This window comes from Pseudomonas sp. 05N433, assembly GCF_056396925.1.
In genome coordinates, this window is the sequence record NZ_JBFTML010000083.1 from 1 (window position 1) to 15,752 (window position 15,752).

A 15,752-nucleotide genomic window follows, 5' to 3' on the forward strand; every position below is an offset into this window, starting at 1 on the left:
GGCGAGTACCGCGTTGTAACCGCTCAAACCCTGCAATGCATTCGAAGTTTCGCCATGCAGAAGGGCAAATCCGAGGCCGGCAGCGGAGCCCAGCAGCGCCCACACAAAGGCGTGGCGATCGGCGATCAGTAATCCGGCGGCAATCAGCGCGCCGGCCAGGGGATGGCCGAGAAACATGACTTGCCCCAGGCCTTTCAATTCGGCAGCGAGCAGGTTGAGGGTGTTCAGTTCGATCAGCGGCGCGGGTTGCTGTGGTGCGGCAAAGCCGAGCAATAACCAGCTCAACCCAACGAAGGGTGCGGTGTACGCCGGTAGACATTGATGATCGCGAGCACCTTTGAGCCATTGCTGAGTGAGCATCGCACTCAGGCCGCCGCAGGCGATGATCAGCGGTGRCAACAGTGCTGACCATGGGAAATACAGGCTCAGCAGCAGGCCGAGCAAAATACCGTTGTAACTGAATAGTCCGGCCTGACGATCCGCCTTGGCATACCCGCGACGTTGCGCGGTAAGCAACCCGGCGACACCGCCCAGCAGCGCACCGCCGAGCAGAGCGGGCGCGGTAAATAGAATCGCTAACAGACACAACAGCCCGCACAGCGGATGGCGCAGGAGAAAGATCTGACTGAAGCCGTTAAGCAGGGCGGTCGCCCAGTCGGGGCAGTGGGTGTTGAAGTGGTTGGCAGGCATGGGTGGGGTCTAGGGCAGAGGAAAATCCAGGGTCTTGCACAAATCTGTGGCGAGGGAGCTTGCTCCCGCTGGGCTGCGGAGCAGCCCTGAAATCAGCAATGCGGTCTTTCTGTTGAAACCGTCATGCCAAAGCGACGACTGCTTCGCAGCCGAGCGGGAGCAAGCTCCCTCGCCACAGGGGTAGTTCTTACCGGGGTAGCTCTTACAGGGGGAGTTCTTTAGAGCAATGTCTCGATGCGCAACGAATTGGTTGACCCCGGCTGCCCAAAGGGCACGCCCGCGGTAATCAGCAACGTATCCCCGCGCTGAGCCATCCCCTGTGCCTGGGCGATTTCCAGCGCCGTCGAGCACACTTCATCCACCTGTCGCAGTCGATCGTTGACCACCGAGTGCACGCCCCACGCCACCGTCAATCGCCGGGCGGTTTGCAGGTTTGGCGTCAGGTTGAGGATCGGCACCGTCGGCCGCTCCCGTGCGGCCCGCAGGCTCGAAGTGCCGGACTCGCTGTAGTTCACCAGCACCGCCACCGGCAGCACGTTGCTGATGCGGCGGATCGCGCAGCTGATCGCGTCCGACACCGTGGCCTCGGCTTTTGGCCGGCTCACGTCCAGTTGGGTTTGATAGTCCGGGCCGTTTTCCACCTGACGGATGATCTTGCTCATCATCTGCACGGCTTCCAGCGGGTACTCGCCAGACGCGGTTTCTGCCGACAGCATCACCGCGTCCGCGCCTTCGGCCACCGCATTGGCGACGTCGGTGACTTCGGCACGGGTCGGGGCCGGGGAGAAGCGCATCGACTCCAGCATCTGCGTCGCCACCACCACCGGTTTGCCGAGTTGGCGGCAGGTGCCGATGATGTTTTTCTGAATCTGCGGCACGCTTTCGGCCGGCACTTCCACGCCCAAATCACCGCGAGCGACCATGATCGCATCGCTCAATTCAGCGATTTCCTGCAGCTGAGTCACGGCCGATGGCTTCTCGATCTTGGCCATCAAGAACGCCTTGTCGCCAATCAGCGCGCGGGCTTCGCGGATGTCTTCCGGGCGTTGCACGAACGACAGCGCGACCCAGTCGACCCCCAGCTCCAAACCGAAGCTCAAATCACGGCGGTCCTTGGCGGTCAGCGGGCTCAGGTCGAGCACCGCTTGCGGCACGTTGACGCCTTTGCGATCCGACAGTTCGCCACCATTGAGCACCGTGGTGTCGATGGCGTCGACGTACTTGGTCACCACCCGCAGGCGCAGCTTGCCGTCATCCAGCAGCAGGTCCATGCCGGGCTCCAGCGCGGCGATGATTTCCGGGTGGGGCAGATTGACCCGGCGCTCGTCCCCCGGCGTCGCATCCAGATCCAGGCGCAGCGCCTGGCCGCGATATAGCTGCACTTTGCCCTGGGCGAATTTGCCGACCCGCAGTTTCGGACCTTGCAGGTCCATCAGAATCCCCAGCGGATAATTCAGCTGGCGCTCGACTTCACGAATCCACTGATAGCGCTGCGCATGGTCGGCGTGATCGCCGTGGCTGAAGTTCAGGCGAAAGATATTGACCCCGGCGCGCACCAGTTCACGGATATCGTCGATCCCGTCGGTGGCCGGGCCGAGGGTGGCGAGGATTTTGACCTTCTTGTCAGGCGTCATGTTTAGGGCTCTCGAGAATCAGAATGGCGCGGAAGTCGTTGACGTTGGTACGGGTCGGCTCGGTGACGATCAGTGCATCGAGCGCCGCGAAGTAGCCATAGCCATTGTTATTGTCCAGCTCATCGCAGGCAGTGAGGCCGAGGGCGGCGGCACGGGCATAGCTGTCCGGAGTCATGATGGCGCCGGCGTTGTCTTCGGAGCCGTCGATGCCGTCGGTGTCACCGGCCAGGGCGTAGACGCCGGGCAGGCCTTTGAGGCTGTCGGTCAGGCTCAACAGGAATTCGGCGTTGCGCCCGCCACGGCCATTGCCGCGCACGGTGACGGTGGTTTCGCCGCCGGACAGAATCACGCACGGCGCCGCCAGCGGCTGGCCGTGCTGGACGATCTGCCGCGCAATGCCGGCGTGGACCTTCGCCACTTCCCGGGATTCACCTTCCAGGTCGCCGAGAATCAACGGGCTGAAACCCGCCTGACGGGCTTTCACCGCCGCCGCTTCCAGTGACTGCTGTGGGCGGGCGATCAATTGGAAATGACTGCGGGCCAGGCTCGGATCGCCAGGTTTGACCGTCTCCGACTCGGGACTTTGCAGCCAGGTGCGCACCGAGGCCGGGACTTCGATGGCATAACGCTTGAGGATCGCCAACGCTTCAGCCGAGGTGCTCGGGTCGGCCACGGTGGGGCCGGAGGCGATGACCGTGGCGAGGTCGCCCGGCACATCGGAAATCGCATAGGTGTAAACCGTGGCGGGCCAGCAGGCTTTGCCCAGACGCCCACCCTTGATCGCCGAGAGGTGCTTGCGCACGCAGTTCATCTCGCCGATGGTCGCGCCGGATTTGAGCAGCGCTTTGTTGATCGATTGCTTGTCGGCGAGGGTGATGCCGGCGGCGGGCAAGGCGAGCAGGGCAGAGCCACCGCCCGAGAGCAGGAAGATCACGCGGTCGTCTTCGCTCAGGTTGCTGACCAGTTCCAGAACCCGTTTTGCGACGGCCAGACCGGCAGCGTCCGGCACCGGGTGCGCGGCTTCGACCACTTCGATTTTTTCGCACGGGGCGCCGTGGCCGTAGCGGGTCACCACCAGGCCAGACACTTTACCCTGCCAGCAGCGTTCGACCACCTGGGCCATGGCTGCGGCGGCTTTACCGGCGCCGATGACGATCACCCGACCGCTGCGGTCAGTTGGTAAATGGGCTTCAAGGACATGCTGCGGATGGGCCGCGTCGATGGCTGTGGCAAACAGCTCGCGCAGCAATTGTTGCGGATTGACCGACATGGCGGGCTCCCGGAATTCTTGTTATTGGGTTTGTCGCGGACCCTGTGGGAGCGACTCTGTGGCGAGGGGGCTTGTCGGAACGCCGCACCGCCCCGTTGGGTTGCGAAGCAGCCCCAAAATCTGTGATGCACTGAAGATCTTGTGAGTGCTGCGCACTCAAACGGGGGCAAGCCCCCTCGCCACAGGCTCGCTCCTGCAGGTTTGATGCGGTTTGGGGCAGGGCTTACTTCTTGTCGCGAATCGAGAAGTTCGCCATGTGTTCCAAGCCTTTGATCAGCGCCGAGTGATCCCAGTTGCTGCCACCGATGGCCGCACAGGTGCTGAACACCTGTTGGGTATTGGCGGTGTTCGGCAGGTTGATGTTCAGCTCGCGCGCACCGGCCAGGGCCAGGTTCAGGTCCTTCTGGTGCAGGCTGATGCGGAAGCCCGGGTCGAAGGTGCCCTTGATCATGCGCTCGCCGTGAACTTCCAGGATCTTCGACGAGGCGAAACCACCCATCAGCGCTTCACGCACTTTCGCTGGGTCGGCACCGTTTTTCGAGGCGAACAGCAGCGCTTCGGCCACGGCCTGGATGTTCAGCGCGACGATGATCTGGTTCGCCACTTTCGCGGTTTGCCCGTCGCCGTTGCCACCGACCAGGGTGATGTTCTTGCCCATGGCCTGGAACAGCGGCAGGGCGCGTTCGAAGGCATCGGCCTCACCACCGACCATGATGCTCAGGGTCGCAGCCTTGGCGCCGACTTCACCGCCGGAAACCGGTGCGTCGAGGTATTGCGCGCCTTTCTCGTTGATTTTGGCGGCGAAGGTTTTGGTGGCGGTCGGCGAGATCGAGCTCATGTCGATCACGACTTTGCCCTTGCTGACACCCGCCGCAACACCGTCGGCGCGGAACAGCACGTCATCGACCTGCGGGGTATCCGGCACCATGACGATGATGAATTCGGCTTCCTGGGCGACTTCTTTCGGGTTGGCCAGCGCAACGGCGCCAGCAGCCAGCAGATCGGCAGGGGCGGCGTCGTGGTGCGCCGACAGGAACAGGCTGTGACCGGCTTTCTGCAGGTTCAACGCCATTGGGTGGCCCATGATGCCGGTGCCGATAAATCCGATTTTAGCCATGAGAAAATCCTCTTGTTTTTGTGTCGCCAAATAATGTGCGCGTAGCGGAGGTAGACCACATTCTGTGGCGAGGGAGCTTGCTCCCGCTGGGTTGCGAAGCGACCCCAAACCAACCGCCGTGGTGTGCCAGATAAAACTTGCTCGCAGGTTTACGACTGCTTCGCAGCCGAACGGGGCGGTGCGGCGTTCCGACAAGCCCCCTCGCCACAATGGTTCTGTTTCAACATCAGATCGCGTTATGGGTTTTCAACCAGCCCAGGCCCGCTTCAGTCGTGGTCAGCGGCTTGTATTCACAGCCGACCCAACCCTGGTAACCGATGCGGTCCAGGTGTTCGAACAGGAAGCGGTAGTTGATTTCACCGGTGCCCGGTTCGTTGCGCCCTGGGTTGTCTGCCAATTGCACGTGGTTGATCTCGTCCAGGTGCGCGGCCATGGTGCGGGCCAGGTCGCCTTCCATGATTTGCATGTGATAGATGTCGTATTGCAGGAACAGGTTGGCACTGCCGACCTGTTCGCGAATCGACAGGGCTTGCGCCGTGTTGTTCAGGTAGAAGCCCGGAATGTCGCGGGTGTTGATCGCTTCCATCACCAGTTTGATGCCCGCCGCTTGCAGCTTGTCGGCCGCGTACTTGAGGTTGGCGACGAAGGTTTTTTCCACGGTGGCCTCGTCGACGCCTTGTGGACGAATACCGGCCAGGCAGTTGACCTGGGTGTTGCCCAGCACTTGGGCGTAGGCAATGGCCAGATCGACACCGGCGCGGAACTCTTCGACCCGATCCGGCAGGCACGCGATACCGCGTTCGCCCTTGGCCCAGTCACCGGCCGGCAGGTTGAACAGCACCTGGGTCAAGCCATTGGCATCGAGCCTGGCCTTGATTTCGGCGGAGCTGAAGTCGTAGGGGAACAGGTATTCGACACCACTGAAGCCGGCCTTGGCGGCAGCGTCGAAACGGGCAAGAAAATCCTGCTCGGTGAACAGCATGGACAGGTTGGCTGCGAAACGCGGCATGGTGGTCTCCTGTATATGTGTGAGGCCTCCTGTGGGAGCCGGCTTGCTGGCGATGGCGGTGTATCAATCGACATTGATGTGATTGACACATCGCCATCGCCATCGCCAGCAAGCCGGCTCCTACAGGGGAACGATCAGCGGTTAATCGAGCAACGAAATCGCCGTTGGCGCATCGTTGCCGACCAGCGCCAGGTCTTCGAATTCGTTGACGGCGTTGATCTCGGTGCCCATGGAAATGTTGGTCACGCGCTCCAGAATGATCTCGACGATTACCGGCACCTTGAACTCTTCGATCATCTCCTGAGCCTTGCGCAGGGCAGGCTGGATCTGGCCGGGTTCGAATACCCGCAGGGCCTTGCAACCCAGGCCTTCGGCGACCGCGACATGGTCGACACCGTAGCCGTTGAGCTCTGGAGCGTTGAGGTTGTCGAAGGACAGCTGCACGCAGTAGTCCATGTCGAAACCGCGCTGCGCCTGACGGATCAGCCCCAGGTACGAGTTGTTCACCACGACGTGGATGTACGGCAGCTTGAACTGCGCGCCCACCGCCAGTTCTTCGATCATGAACTGGAAGTCGTAGTCGCCCGAGAGCGCCACCACCTTGCGGGTCGGATCCGCCTTGACCACGCCGAGCGCGGCCGGAATGGTCCAGCCCAACGGGCCGGCCTGGCCGCAGTTGATCCAGTGACGCGGTTTGTAGACGTGCAGGAACTGCGCGCCGGCAATCTGCGACAGACCGATGGTGCTGACGTAGCAGGTGTCCTTGCCGAACACCTGGTTCATCTCTTCGTAAACGCGCTGCGGCTTGACCGGCACGTTGTCGAAGTGAGTCTTGCGCTGCAGGCTGGCTTTGCGCTGCTGACAGTCTTGCAGCCAGGCGCTGCGGTTTTTCAGCTTGCCAGCGGCTTGCCACTCGCGAGCGACTTCGATGAACACGGTCAACGCGGCAGCGGCGTCGGACACGATGCCCAGGTCCGGGGTGAACACGCGGCCGATCTGGGTCGGTTCGATGTCGACGTGGATGAATTTGCGGCCTTCGGTGTAAACGTCGACCGAACCGGTGTGACGGTTGGCCCAGCGGTTACCGACACCCAGCACAACGTCCGACTTCAGCATCGTGGCGTTGCCATAACGGTGCGAGGTTTGCAGGCCGACCATGCCGACCATCAGCGGGTGATCGTCCGGGATGGTGCCCCAGCCCATCAGGGTCGGGATGACCGGAATACCGGTCAGCTCGGCGAACTCCACCAGCAACTCGCTGGCGTCGGCATTGATGATGCCGCCACCGGCCACCAGCAATGGGCGTTCAGCCTGGTCGAGCATGGCCAGGGCTTTTTCCACCTGCACGCGGGTCGCGCTCGGTTTGGCCAATGGCAGCGGCTGGTAGGCGTCGATGTCGAATTCGATTTCGGCCATCTGCACATCGAACGGCAGGTCGATCAGCACTGGGCCGGGGCGGCCGGAGCGCATCTCATAGAAGGCTTTCTGGAACGCGTAAGGCACCTGGCCCGGCTCCAGAACAGTGGTCGCCCACTTGGTGACCGGCTTGACTATGCTGGTGATGTCGACGGCCTGGAAGTCTTCCTTGTGCATACGGGCCCGCGGTGCTTGCCCGGTGATGCACAGGATCGGGATCGAGTCGGCCGAAGCGCTGTAGAGCCCGGTGACCATGTCAGTACCGGCAGGTCCCGATGTGCCGATGCACACGCCAATGTTGCCGGCTTTGGTGCGGGTGTAACCCTCGGCCATGTGCGAGGCGCCTTCAACGTGGCGAGCGAGGACGTGATCGATGCCACCGACCTTCTGCAAGGCGGAGTACAGCGGGTTGATCGCGGCGCCCGGGATGCCAAAAGCGGTATCGACCCCTTCGCGGCGCATCACCAGAACGGCGGCTTCGATTGCTCTCATTTTGCTCATGGTTTTGTGCCTCTTACGTTTTGTAATTGTATACAAGTGGCTTTGCGCAGAGTGTATTCACGGCGGACGGCGCAGGTCAATCCATTTTCTCAAGCGGCTGTTTCATTCGTCGGAAGCCCAAATAACTGTGGCTTTTCGTCGCATGTCGCGCTTTTCGAAAATTATTGTATACAAAAAAATAATTCATTGTGTTCTATTTGTTGCATCGGATTGCGCAACACAAAGCAATCCAACGGCTTTCCCTATAACAAAATGAGGACGGCACCATGAGCGCTTTAACCTTGAAAGTCGCAGTCAACCTGGCCGATCAGGCCATCACCGCGGGGCGGGCGATCTCTGCCGCGCCATTGACCGTTGCAGTACTGGATGCCGGCGGGCACCTGATAACGCTGCAACGTGAAGACGGCGCCAGCCTGCTGCGTCCGCAGATCGCCATCGGCAAGGCCTGGGGCGCGATTGCCCTGGGCAAGGGCTCACGCCTGCTGGCACAGGACGCCCAACAACGCCCGGCCTTCTTCGCCGCGCTGAATAGTCTGGGGCAGGGCAGCGTCGTCCCGGTACCCGGCGGCGTGTTGGTTCGGGATCAGGACGGGACTGTGTTGGGAGCGGTGGGCATCAGCGGTGATCTGTCAGATGTCGATGAGCAATGTGCGATCCGCGCGATCGAGGGGCAGGGGTTGAAGGCGGATGCGGGGGTGGCTGGTTGATCTTCGGCGCCTGATTTACCGCTTTCGCGAGCTTGCTCGCGAAAGTGCCTTGCGGACGAAAACAGCTTTTTAGCTGCCTGCTTTCTCCGTTGAAATTTCCATCCGGTAAATTCCGGATTTTTAGAATTTTGTGCGAAACATTTGGCTGTTGCCGAATATTTTCGCAAGAAAATTCATAGGTATCACTCGTATCATTCTCTCGGAACAGGCCGAGAGCTTTACAATGAAAACAACACTGTCGTGGTGGGATATCAGCCCGCCTCTGAGCACCGCTACACCTACCTGGCCGGGTGACACACCTTTCCAGGAAGAGCGCGTTTGGACGTTCGGACCCGAGTGTCCGGTGAATGTCGGGCGTATCACCCTGTCGCCTCACACGGGGGCCCATGTCGACGCGCCGCTGCATTACAGCGCTGATGGAGTGGCCATTGGCGATGTATCGCTCGATGTCTATATGGGGCCTTGCCGTGTGCTGCATTGCCTGAATAGCGGCCGGCTGGTACACCCCGAGCAGCTTGAAGGTCGCTTGCAAGACCTGCCTGAACGGGTGCTGCTGCGCACCTGGCAACAAGCGCCATTGAGCGCCTGGGATCCGGATTTCACCGCCGTCGCCAAAGAAACCGTCGACCTGCTGGCGAACCTCGGTGTGCGCTTGATCGGTATCGATACGCCGTCGCTGGACCCTCAGCAATCCAAAACCATGGATTCGCACAATGCCGTAGCCCGACATGGCATGGCCATCCTCGAGGGCATCGTGCTCGATGACGTCCCGGAAGGGGACTATGAATTGATCGCGCTGCCGCTGCGTTTTGCCCATCTGGACGCCAGTCCGGTCAGGGCAATTTTGCGTCCACTGAATAAACCGCAACTTGAGGAGCCGACTCAATGAGCCAATGCCCCTATTCAACTGCAAACCAGACGGAAGAATGGCATAACGCCGAGCTGAATTTTTCCGACTCCATGAGCTACGGCGACTACCTGGATCTGGGGCGCATTCTCAGCGCACAGCACCCGTTATCTCCGGACCATAACGAGATGCTGTTCATCATCCAGCATCAGACGTCAGAGCTGTGGATGAAGCTGATGCTGCACGAGCTCAAAGCCGCTCGTGAACACATTCGACAGGGAGAGTTGCCGCCCGCGTTCAAGATGCTGGCGCGGGTCTCGCGGATTTTTGATCAACTGGTGCATGCCTGGACGGTGCTGGCCACCATGACACCTACCGAGTACCACGCGATACGGCCGTTTCTGGGGCAGTCATCGGGCTTCCAGTCGTTCCAGTACCGCGAGATCGAATTCATTCTGGGCAACAAAAGCGCGACCCTGTTGCGCCCCCACGCGCATYGGCCGGAACTGTTGCAGGCGCTTGAAAAGGCGATCGCCACACCGTCGCTGTATGACGAGGCGATTCGCTTGATGGTCAGCGCAGGCTTGACCATCGACCCACAGCGTTTCGAACGCGATCCGAGCAGTCCGACGGCGCATGATGCGTCGGTCGAAGCCGCCTGGCGCGAGGTCTACACTGACCCTTCGCGTTATTGGGATCTCTATCAGCTGGCGGAGAAACTCATCGACCTTGAGGACTCGTTCCGTCAATGGCGCTTCCGGCATGTGACCACGGTCGAGCGGATCATCGGCTTTCAACCAGGGACCGGTGGCACAGAAGGTGTCGGTTATCTGCGCAAGATGCTCGATACCGTGTTGTTCCCGGAGTTGTGGCGAGTGCGCTCAACTCTTTAATTTACCGAGAATGATGTTTGAACGCTTAAACCGAGCGGCAATTGAGTAAATTGACGCATTCAAACCATGCCTGACCATAACAATTAAAAGGTAACCAGATGGCGGATGAAATCTTGAGGCAAGGCGAGCTCAAGCGAGGGCTGAAAAATCGTCATATTCAGCTGATCGCATTGGGCGGAGCGATAGGGACCGGGTTGTTTCTCGGCTCTGCCGGAGTACTCAAATCGGCCGGGCCGTCGATGATCCTCGGCTATGCGATTGCCGGCTTCATCGCCTTTCTGATCATGCGCCAGCTGGGCGAGATGATTGTCGAGGAACCGGTGGCCGGCTCCTTCAGTCATTTTGCCCACAAGTACTGGGGCGGCTATGCTGGCTTTCTGTCCGGCTGGAACTACTGGGTGCTGTATGTGCTGGTGGGCATGGCCGAGTTGACGGCTGTCGGCAAGTACGTGCAGTTCTGGTGGCCGGAAGTCCCCTCCTGGGTCAGCGCGGCGGTGTTCTTCGTCCTGGTCAATTTGATCAATATGATGAACGTCAAAGTCTTCGGCGAAATGGAGTTCTGGTTCGCAATCATCAAGGTTGTCGCGATCATTGGCATGATCGTCCTGGGCTGCTACATGTTGTTCAGCGGAACGGGCGGCCCGCAGGCCTCGGTCAGCAATCTGTGGAGTCACGGCGGCTTCTTTCCCAACGGCACCACTGGGTTGCTGATGTCCATGGCGTTCATCATGTTCTCCTTCGGCGGCCTGGAACTGGTCGGCATCACCGCCGCTGAAGCCAGCGAGCCGGGTAAGGTGATTCCCAAGGCGATCAACCAGGTGGTTTATCGCGTGCTGATCTTCTACGTCGGCGCACTCACCGTGTTGTTGTCGCTGTATCCGTGGGATCAACTGCTACAGACACTGGGCGCTTCGGGCGATGCCTATAGCGGCAGCCCGTTCGTGCAGATATTCTCCTTGATCGGCAGCGACACCGCAGCGCACATCCTCAATTTCGTGGTGCTCACCGCGGCACTCTCTGTCTATAACAGTGGCGTCTACTGCAACAGCCGCATGCTCTATGGCCTGGCCGAACAGGGCGACGCACCCAAGGCGCTGATGAAACTGAACAAGCAGGGCGTGCCTCTACTGGCGCTGGGCGTATCTGCGTTGATCACCATGCTGTCCGTGCTGGTTAACTACCTCGCCCCGCATGAAGCGCTTGAGTTGCTCTTTGCGCTGGTGGTCGCATCGCTGATGATCAACTGGGCGATGATCAGCCTGACGCACCTGAAATTTCGCAAAATCATGGGCCAGCGAGGTATCGTGCCGGGCTTCAAGGCGTTCTGGTTCCCTTGCAGCAATTACTTGTGCCTGGCCTTCATGGCCATGATTGTCTGCGTCATGCTGATGATTCCAGGGATACGCGCTTCAGTCTTCGCCATACCGGTGTGGGTGTTGATCATCTTCGGTTTTTACCGGATGCGTATGGCCAAGGATCGGGCCTTGCCGATAGTTCAATAGCCTTTGCCGTGGGTGCGCCGTGATGAGTAGCAACGCTGATCCGCAGTTTCGCGACATTCGTATCGATCACTATGACCTCGAGGGTGCAAGGAGCTGGATGTCTGGTATCTGCGGGCCGCACCGCCTCCAGACTTCGACGCCCGAGCGGATCCGCTTTCATCACAGCGCCAATGTGTTCAAGTCGATGGCCACGACCCTGGGCACGCTCTCATACGGCACCGATGTCACCATCGATATCGAAGACGCCGAGCACTTCAGCAGTTACAGCCTGAGTTTGCCTTTGGTGGGCGAGCAGGAGCTGAGCAAGAACGGCAGCGTGTCGAAATCCAACCGCGATCAAGGGGTGATCATTTCCCCAAATGAGAACCAGATGCTGGCGATCTCCGGCGACTGCCGCAAAGTTCAGGTGGTGATCACCCGCGTCGCCATGAGCGAGTCGCTGGAGGGCATGCTGCAGCGACCGCTGGATACGCCGCTGCGTTTCGAGCCGGTGATGGATGCGGTGGACGGCGCGTCGGCCTCGTGGTGGCGCATGGCGCGTTATTTCATCGCGGAGCTGGAACGCAGCAATGAACTGTACGAACAGGTGGTCTTCACTCGGGACATCGAAAGCTCATTGATCAAAGGCTTGATCCTCGCCCAGCCGAACAACTACTCCGAAGAATTGCGCAACGTGCTCGGCGTGAAACTGCCGCACTACCTGATCAGGGCCAAGCAATACATTCACGACAATGCTCGCGAAGCCTTGCACCTGGAGGATATCGAGGTCGCGGCCGGGGTCTCGCGTTTCAAGCTGTGCGAGGCGTTCAAGAAGTACTTCGCCCTGTCGCCGATGGTCTACCTGAAAAAGTACCGGTTGAACGCTGTGCGCCAGGAAATCCTCGAACACGGCTCGGCGCGCAATATTTCTGCGATTGCCATGGGCTGGGGCTTTACGCATTTGGGACGTTTTTCCGCCGAATACCGCAAGTTGTTCGACGAGTCCCCCAGCACGACCTTGCAGCGTAACGAAGCCCGGCGCATGCGCGGGGGCTGAATATCCCGGTGTCCAGAATTGAATCAGATCTGCGACAGCAGCCTGATGAAGCTCTATTTGTGGCGAGGGAGCTTGCTCCCGCTGGGCTGCGAAGCAGCCCTAAAGCCTGCGGATGGGGGATCTCTGACAAACCTCGGTTGCGAATTTCAGGACCGCTTCGCGCTCCAGCGGGAGCAAGCTCCCTCGCCACAATTGATCACCTGATCATCGATATCCATTAACTGGCGCTCACTTACGCACCACCAAATCAAGCAACGTCTCCCGCTCCTTGATTTTCTGCAACACGATTTCCGAGCGGATATCAGTCACCCCCGCCGTACGGTTCAGTTGGTTGACGATGAAGTCGGAGAAGTGTTTGACGTTGCGCGCCTGGACCCGCAGTACATAGTTGCTCGCCCCGGTAATCACGTAGGCGGTGACCACTTCCGGCCACAACTGGACCTTCTTGATGAAGGTCTCGTGCCAGTCCTCGACGTCCTGTCGCAATGACACATGGACGATGGCTTCCAGTTCGACTCCCAGCTTCTCTGCGTTCAGCATCGCGCGATAGCCAGTGATGATTCCTTCACTTTCCAGCAAGCGTAAACGGCGCAAGCAGGCCGACGGAGACAGTGCGACTTTCTCTGCCATTTCGTGGTTGCTGATACGGCCGTCACGTTGCAAGAGATGCAGGATCCGCAGGTCTGTCGGGTCGAGAGTCATGGCTAGAATAAATCCTCGATATTTGGCGTTGGATTCGAATTTTCTACGAGATAAATACTAGATGGCTGCTTACTTTGCACGAAAATTCTCTAAAGCTTCGTTCATTATTTCCTCATCGTGAAGGCGCAAATAACGCCTGAAACACGACACTCACACCCGACTATTGCGATCTGCCCGGACGGCACTTCTTTCAAAAAGCAGGACACCCAATGACTACAAGAAACGATTGTCTGACGCTTGATGCGCAGGACGCTCTGGCCCCTCTGCGTCAGCAGTTTGCGCTCCCCGAAGGGGTGATCTATCTCGACGGCAACTCCCTCGGCGCGCGCCCGGTCGCAGCGCTGGCGCGTGCTCAGGCAGTGATCGCCGATGAATGGGGCAATGGCCTGATCCGCAGTTGGAACAGCGCTGGCTGGCGCGATTTACCTGAACGTCTGGGCAATCGACTGGCGGGGCTGATTGGCGCCGGTGACGGCGAAGTGGTGGTGACCGACACCACCTCGATCAACCTGTTCAAGGTGCTCAGCGCCGCCCTGCGCGTGCAGGCCATGCGAGCGCCGACGCGGCGGGTGATCGTCAGCGAGACCAGCAACTTTCCGACTGACCTGTATATCGCCGAAGGTCTGGCGGACATGCTGCAGCAGGGCTACAGCCTGCGTCTGGTCGACAGCCCGCAAGAGCTGGCGCAAGCGATTGACCAGGACACCGCGGTGGTCATGCTCACCCACGTCAACTACAAGACCGGCTACATGCACGACATGCAGGCCCTGACCGCGCTGACCCATGAATGCGGCGCGCTGGCCATCTGGGACCTGGCGCATTCCGCCGGGGCGGTGCCGGTCGACCTGCATCAGGCGCGCGCCGACTACGCCATCGGTTGCACCTACAAGTACCTCAATGGCGGTCCGGGCTCGCAAGCTTTCGTCTGGGTTTCCCCTGAGTTGTGCGATCTGGTGGCGCAACCGCTGTCCGGCTGGTTCGGTCATTCGCGGCAGTTCGCCATGGAGTCGCATTACCAGCCGAGCAGCGGAATCGCCCGCTATTTGTGCGGCACCCAGCCCATCACTTCATTGGCGATGATCGAGTGTGGTCTGGATGTCTTCGCCCAGACCGACATGGCCAGCCTGCGCAGCAAGTCCCTGGCGCTGACGGACCTGTTCATCCAGTTGGTCGAGCAGCGCTGCGCCGCTCACGAGCTGACCCTGGTCACTCCACGCGAACACGCCAAGCGTGGCAGCCATGTCAGCTTCGAACATCCCCAGGGTTATGCGGTGATCCAGGCCTTGATCGCCCGTGGCGTGATCGGCGACTACCGCGAGCCGCGGATCATGCGGTTCGGCTTCACCCCGCTGTACACCCGCTTCACCGAGGTCTGGGATGCGGTGCAGATCCTCGGCGAAATACTTGATCAGAAAACCTGGTCGCAAGAACAATTCCAGATCCGCCACAGCGTCACCTGATACCCCCCGACGCCTTTGTCCTGCTGCCGCGAATTTCCCGGCAGCAGGGCTTCGGTCGCCTCCGATAAGCACTTCTGTGAAAACACAATAATAAGGAACACGCAGAATGAAATTGTCCCTTTGGCCCGCCTTGCCGCTCGCCATTACCAGCTGTCTCGGCCAAGTGGCCCATGCCGCACCCGACAATGGATTCGTTGAAGACAGCAGCCTGACCCTGACCCATCGCAATTTCTATTTCTACCGCAACAACCTCAACAACCCGGGCGGCCAGAACTATCGGGAGGAGTGGGCCCACGGACTTATGCTCGATTACCGTTCAGGCTATACCCAGGGCACTGTGGGTTTCGGAGTCGACGCCTACGCGCAGTTGGGTCTCAAGCTCGACAGCGGCAGGGGGCGTACCGGCACCGGTTTGTTGCCGGTCGGTTCCGATGGACGCGCCGAGGATGAGTATTCCGAAGCGGGTGGCGCGCTCAAGGCGCGGATCTCGAAGACCGAACTCAAATACGGCAATCTGACACCGCTCAACCCGGTGTTCGGCACCGGCTCGGCGCGCCTGTTCACCACCTACGCCAATGGTTTCCAGCTGACCAGCAACGAGTTGAAAGGACTGCAACTCGATGCCGGGCACTTCACCTCGGGCAATGACAGTGCGTCGACCAACGACGATGGCGCCCTCAAGGCACTGTATGCCGGGGTGGAAACCCGCAGCGTCGATTATCTGGGCGGCAGTTATGCCCTGAGCGATCAATTGAGCGTCAGCCTGTACGGTTCGCAGTTCGCTGATATCTGGCGGCAGTACTACGCCAACGCCAACTACAGCTATGCCCTGAGCGGAAACCAGTCGTTGAACCTGGATTTCAACCTCTATCGCACCAACGACTATGGCCAACGCCTGGCCGGCAAGATCGACAACACTACCTGGTCGCTGGCCGCCGCGTACAAGGTTGGCGCGCACCGCTTGACCC

Annotated in this window: 14 protein-coding genes; 7 read left to right on the forward strand and 7 right to left on the reverse strand. The window is 60.1% G+C overall.

What is annotated here, in order from left to right:
• The 6 genes from AC1DIS_RS28325 to gcl form a co-directional block, all read right to left on the reverse strand.
• The coding region (locus AC1DIS_RS28325; RefSeq protein ID WP_477781238.1) for an urea transporter at positions 1 to 690 on the reverse strand (690 nt) is incomplete at its 3' end.
• A 218-nt stretch (positions 691 to 908) separates the two neighbouring features.
• Positions 909 to 2,324 carry a pyruvate kinase gene (pyk, locus tag AC1DIS_RS28330; protein WP_477744250.1) on the reverse strand — a complete coding sequence of 472 codons (1,416 nt, stop codon included), beginning with the start codon at positions 2,322 to 2,324 and terminating at the stop codon, positions 909 to 911.
• A complete protein-coding gene (locus tag AC1DIS_RS28335) occupies positions 2,314 to 3,594 on the reverse strand; it encodes a glycerate kinase type-2 family protein (protein ID WP_477745554.1) in 1,281 nt (426 codons plus the stop codon). Before AC1DIS_RS28335 ends, pyk begins: the two co-directional genes overlap by 11 nt.
• Before the next feature lie 223 nt (positions 3,595 to 3,817).
• Entirely contained in the window at positions 3,818 to 4,711 is an 894-nt protein-coding gene (locus tag AC1DIS_RS28340) for a 2-hydroxy-3-oxopropionate reductase (RefSeq protein WP_018925086.1), read from the reverse strand.
• Positions 4,712 to 4,937: 226 nt separating this feature from the next.
• Positions 4,938 to 5,720, reverse strand: a complete 783-nt coding sequence (hyi, locus tag AC1DIS_RS28345) for a hydroxypyruvate isomerase (protein ID WP_018925087.1) — start codon at positions 5,718 to 5,720, stop codon at positions 4,938 to 4,940.
• Positions 5,721 to 5,861: 141 nt separating this feature from the next.
• Entirely contained in the window at positions 5,862 to 7,637 is a 1,776-nt protein-coding gene (gcl, locus tag AC1DIS_RS28350; RefSeq protein ID WP_018925088.1) for a glyoxylate carboligase, read from the reverse strand.
• A gap of 266 nt (positions 7,638 to 7,903) precedes the next feature.
• Here gcl and AC1DIS_RS28355 point away from each other — a divergent pair, with 266 nt between their 5' ends.
• From AC1DIS_RS28355 to AC1DIS_RS28375, 5 genes are all read left to right on the forward strand, one after another.
• Positions 7,904 to 8,344 carry a GlcG/HbpS family heme-binding protein gene (locus tag AC1DIS_RS28355; protein ID WP_007939170.1) on the forward strand — a complete coding sequence of 147 codons (441 nt, stop codon included), beginning with the start codon at positions 7,904 to 7,906 and terminating at the stop codon, positions 8,342 to 8,344.
• A 223-nt stretch (positions 8,345 to 8,567) separates the two neighbouring features.
• A complete protein-coding gene (gene kynB, locus AC1DIS_RS28360) occupies positions 8,568 to 9,233 on the forward strand; it encodes an arylformamidase (protein ID WP_026286331.1) in 666 nt (221 codons plus the stop codon).
• Entirely contained in the window at positions 9,230 to 10,084 is an 855-nt protein-coding gene (gene kynA, locus AC1DIS_RS28365) for a tryptophan 2,3-dioxygenase (protein WP_477781239.1), read from the forward strand. The genes kynB and kynA overlap by 4 nt, the downstream gene beginning before the upstream one ends.
• Before the next feature lie 98 nt (positions 10,085 to 10,182).
• On the forward strand, positions 10,183 to 11,586 hold the full coding sequence (locus AC1DIS_RS28370; protein WP_477744253.1) for an amino acid permease: 1,404 nt from the start codon (positions 10,183 to 10,185) through the stop codon (positions 11,584 to 11,586).
• Between the two features lie 22 nt (positions 11,587 to 11,608).
• The gene (locus AC1DIS_RS28375; RefSeq protein ID WP_081625693.1) at positions 11,609 to 12,622 is read left to right on the forward strand and encodes an AraC family transcriptional regulator; all 1,014 of its coding nucleotides are present in this window, start codon (positions 11,609 to 11,611) and stop codon (positions 12,620 to 12,622) included.
• 228 nt (positions 12,623 to 12,850) lie between these two features.
• On the opposite strand, the gene AC1DIS_RS28380 is transcribed toward AC1DIS_RS28375, so the two are convergent.
• A complete protein-coding gene (locus tag AC1DIS_RS28380) occupies positions 12,851 to 13,324 on the reverse strand; it encodes an Lrp/AsnC family transcriptional regulator (protein ID WP_007939165.1) in 474 nt (157 codons plus the stop codon).
• Positions 13,325 to 13,533: 209 nt separating this feature from the next.
• On the opposite strand from AC1DIS_RS28380, the gene kynU reads away from it, so the two are divergent.
• A complete protein-coding gene (gene kynU, locus AC1DIS_RS28385) occupies positions 13,534 to 14,784 on the forward strand; it encodes a kynureninase (RefSeq protein WP_477744254.1) in 1,251 nt (416 codons plus the stop codon).
• Between the two features lie 106 nt (positions 14,785 to 14,890).
• On the forward strand, positions 14,891 to 15,752 hold an 862-nt coding region (locus AC1DIS_RS28390), incomplete at its 3' end, for an OprD family outer membrane porin (RefSeq protein ID WP_477781240.1).

Coding starts and splice junctions, on each gene's coding strand:
- pyk (WP_477744250.1), bottom strand. CDS start 2,324: ATGACGCCTGACAAGAAGGTCAAAATCCTCGCCACCCTCGGCCCGGCC.
- gcl (WP_018925088.1), bottom strand. CDS start 7,637: ATGAGCAAAATGAGAGCAATCGAAGCCGCCGTTCTGGTGATGCGCCGC.
- kynU (WP_477744254.1), top strand. CDS start 13,534: ATGACTACAAGAAACGATTGTCTGACGCTTGATGCGCAGGACGCTCTG.
- hyi (WP_018925087.1), bottom strand. CDS start 5,720: ATGCCGCGTTTCGCAGCCAACCTGTCCATGCTGTTCACCGAGCAGGAT.
- AC1DIS_RS28340 (WP_018925086.1), bottom strand. CDS start 4,711: ATGGCTAAAATCGGATTTATCGGCACCGGCATCATGGGCCACCCAATG.
- AC1DIS_RS28380 (WP_007939165.1), bottom strand. CDS start 13,324: ATGACTCTCGACCCGACAGACCTGCGGATCCTGCATCTCTTGCAACGT.
- AC1DIS_RS28355 (WP_007939170.1), top strand. CDS start 7,904: ATGAGCGCTTTAACCTTGAAAGTCGCAGTCAACCTGGCCGATCAGGCC.
- kynB (WP_026286331.1), top strand. CDS start 8,568: ATGAAAACAACACTGTCGTGGTGGGATATCAGCCCGCCTCTGAGCACC.
- AC1DIS_RS28375 (WP_081625693.1), top strand. CDS start 11,609: ATGAGTAGCAACGCTGATCCGCAGTTTCGCGACATTCGTATCGATCAC.
- AC1DIS_RS28370 (WP_477744253.1), top strand. CDS start 10,183: ATGGCGGATGAAATCTTGAGGCAAGGCGAGCTCAAGCGAGGGCTGAAA.
- AC1DIS_RS28335 (WP_477745554.1), bottom strand. CDS start 3,594: ATGTCGGTCAATCCGCAACAATTGCTGCGCGAGCTGTTTGCCACAGCC.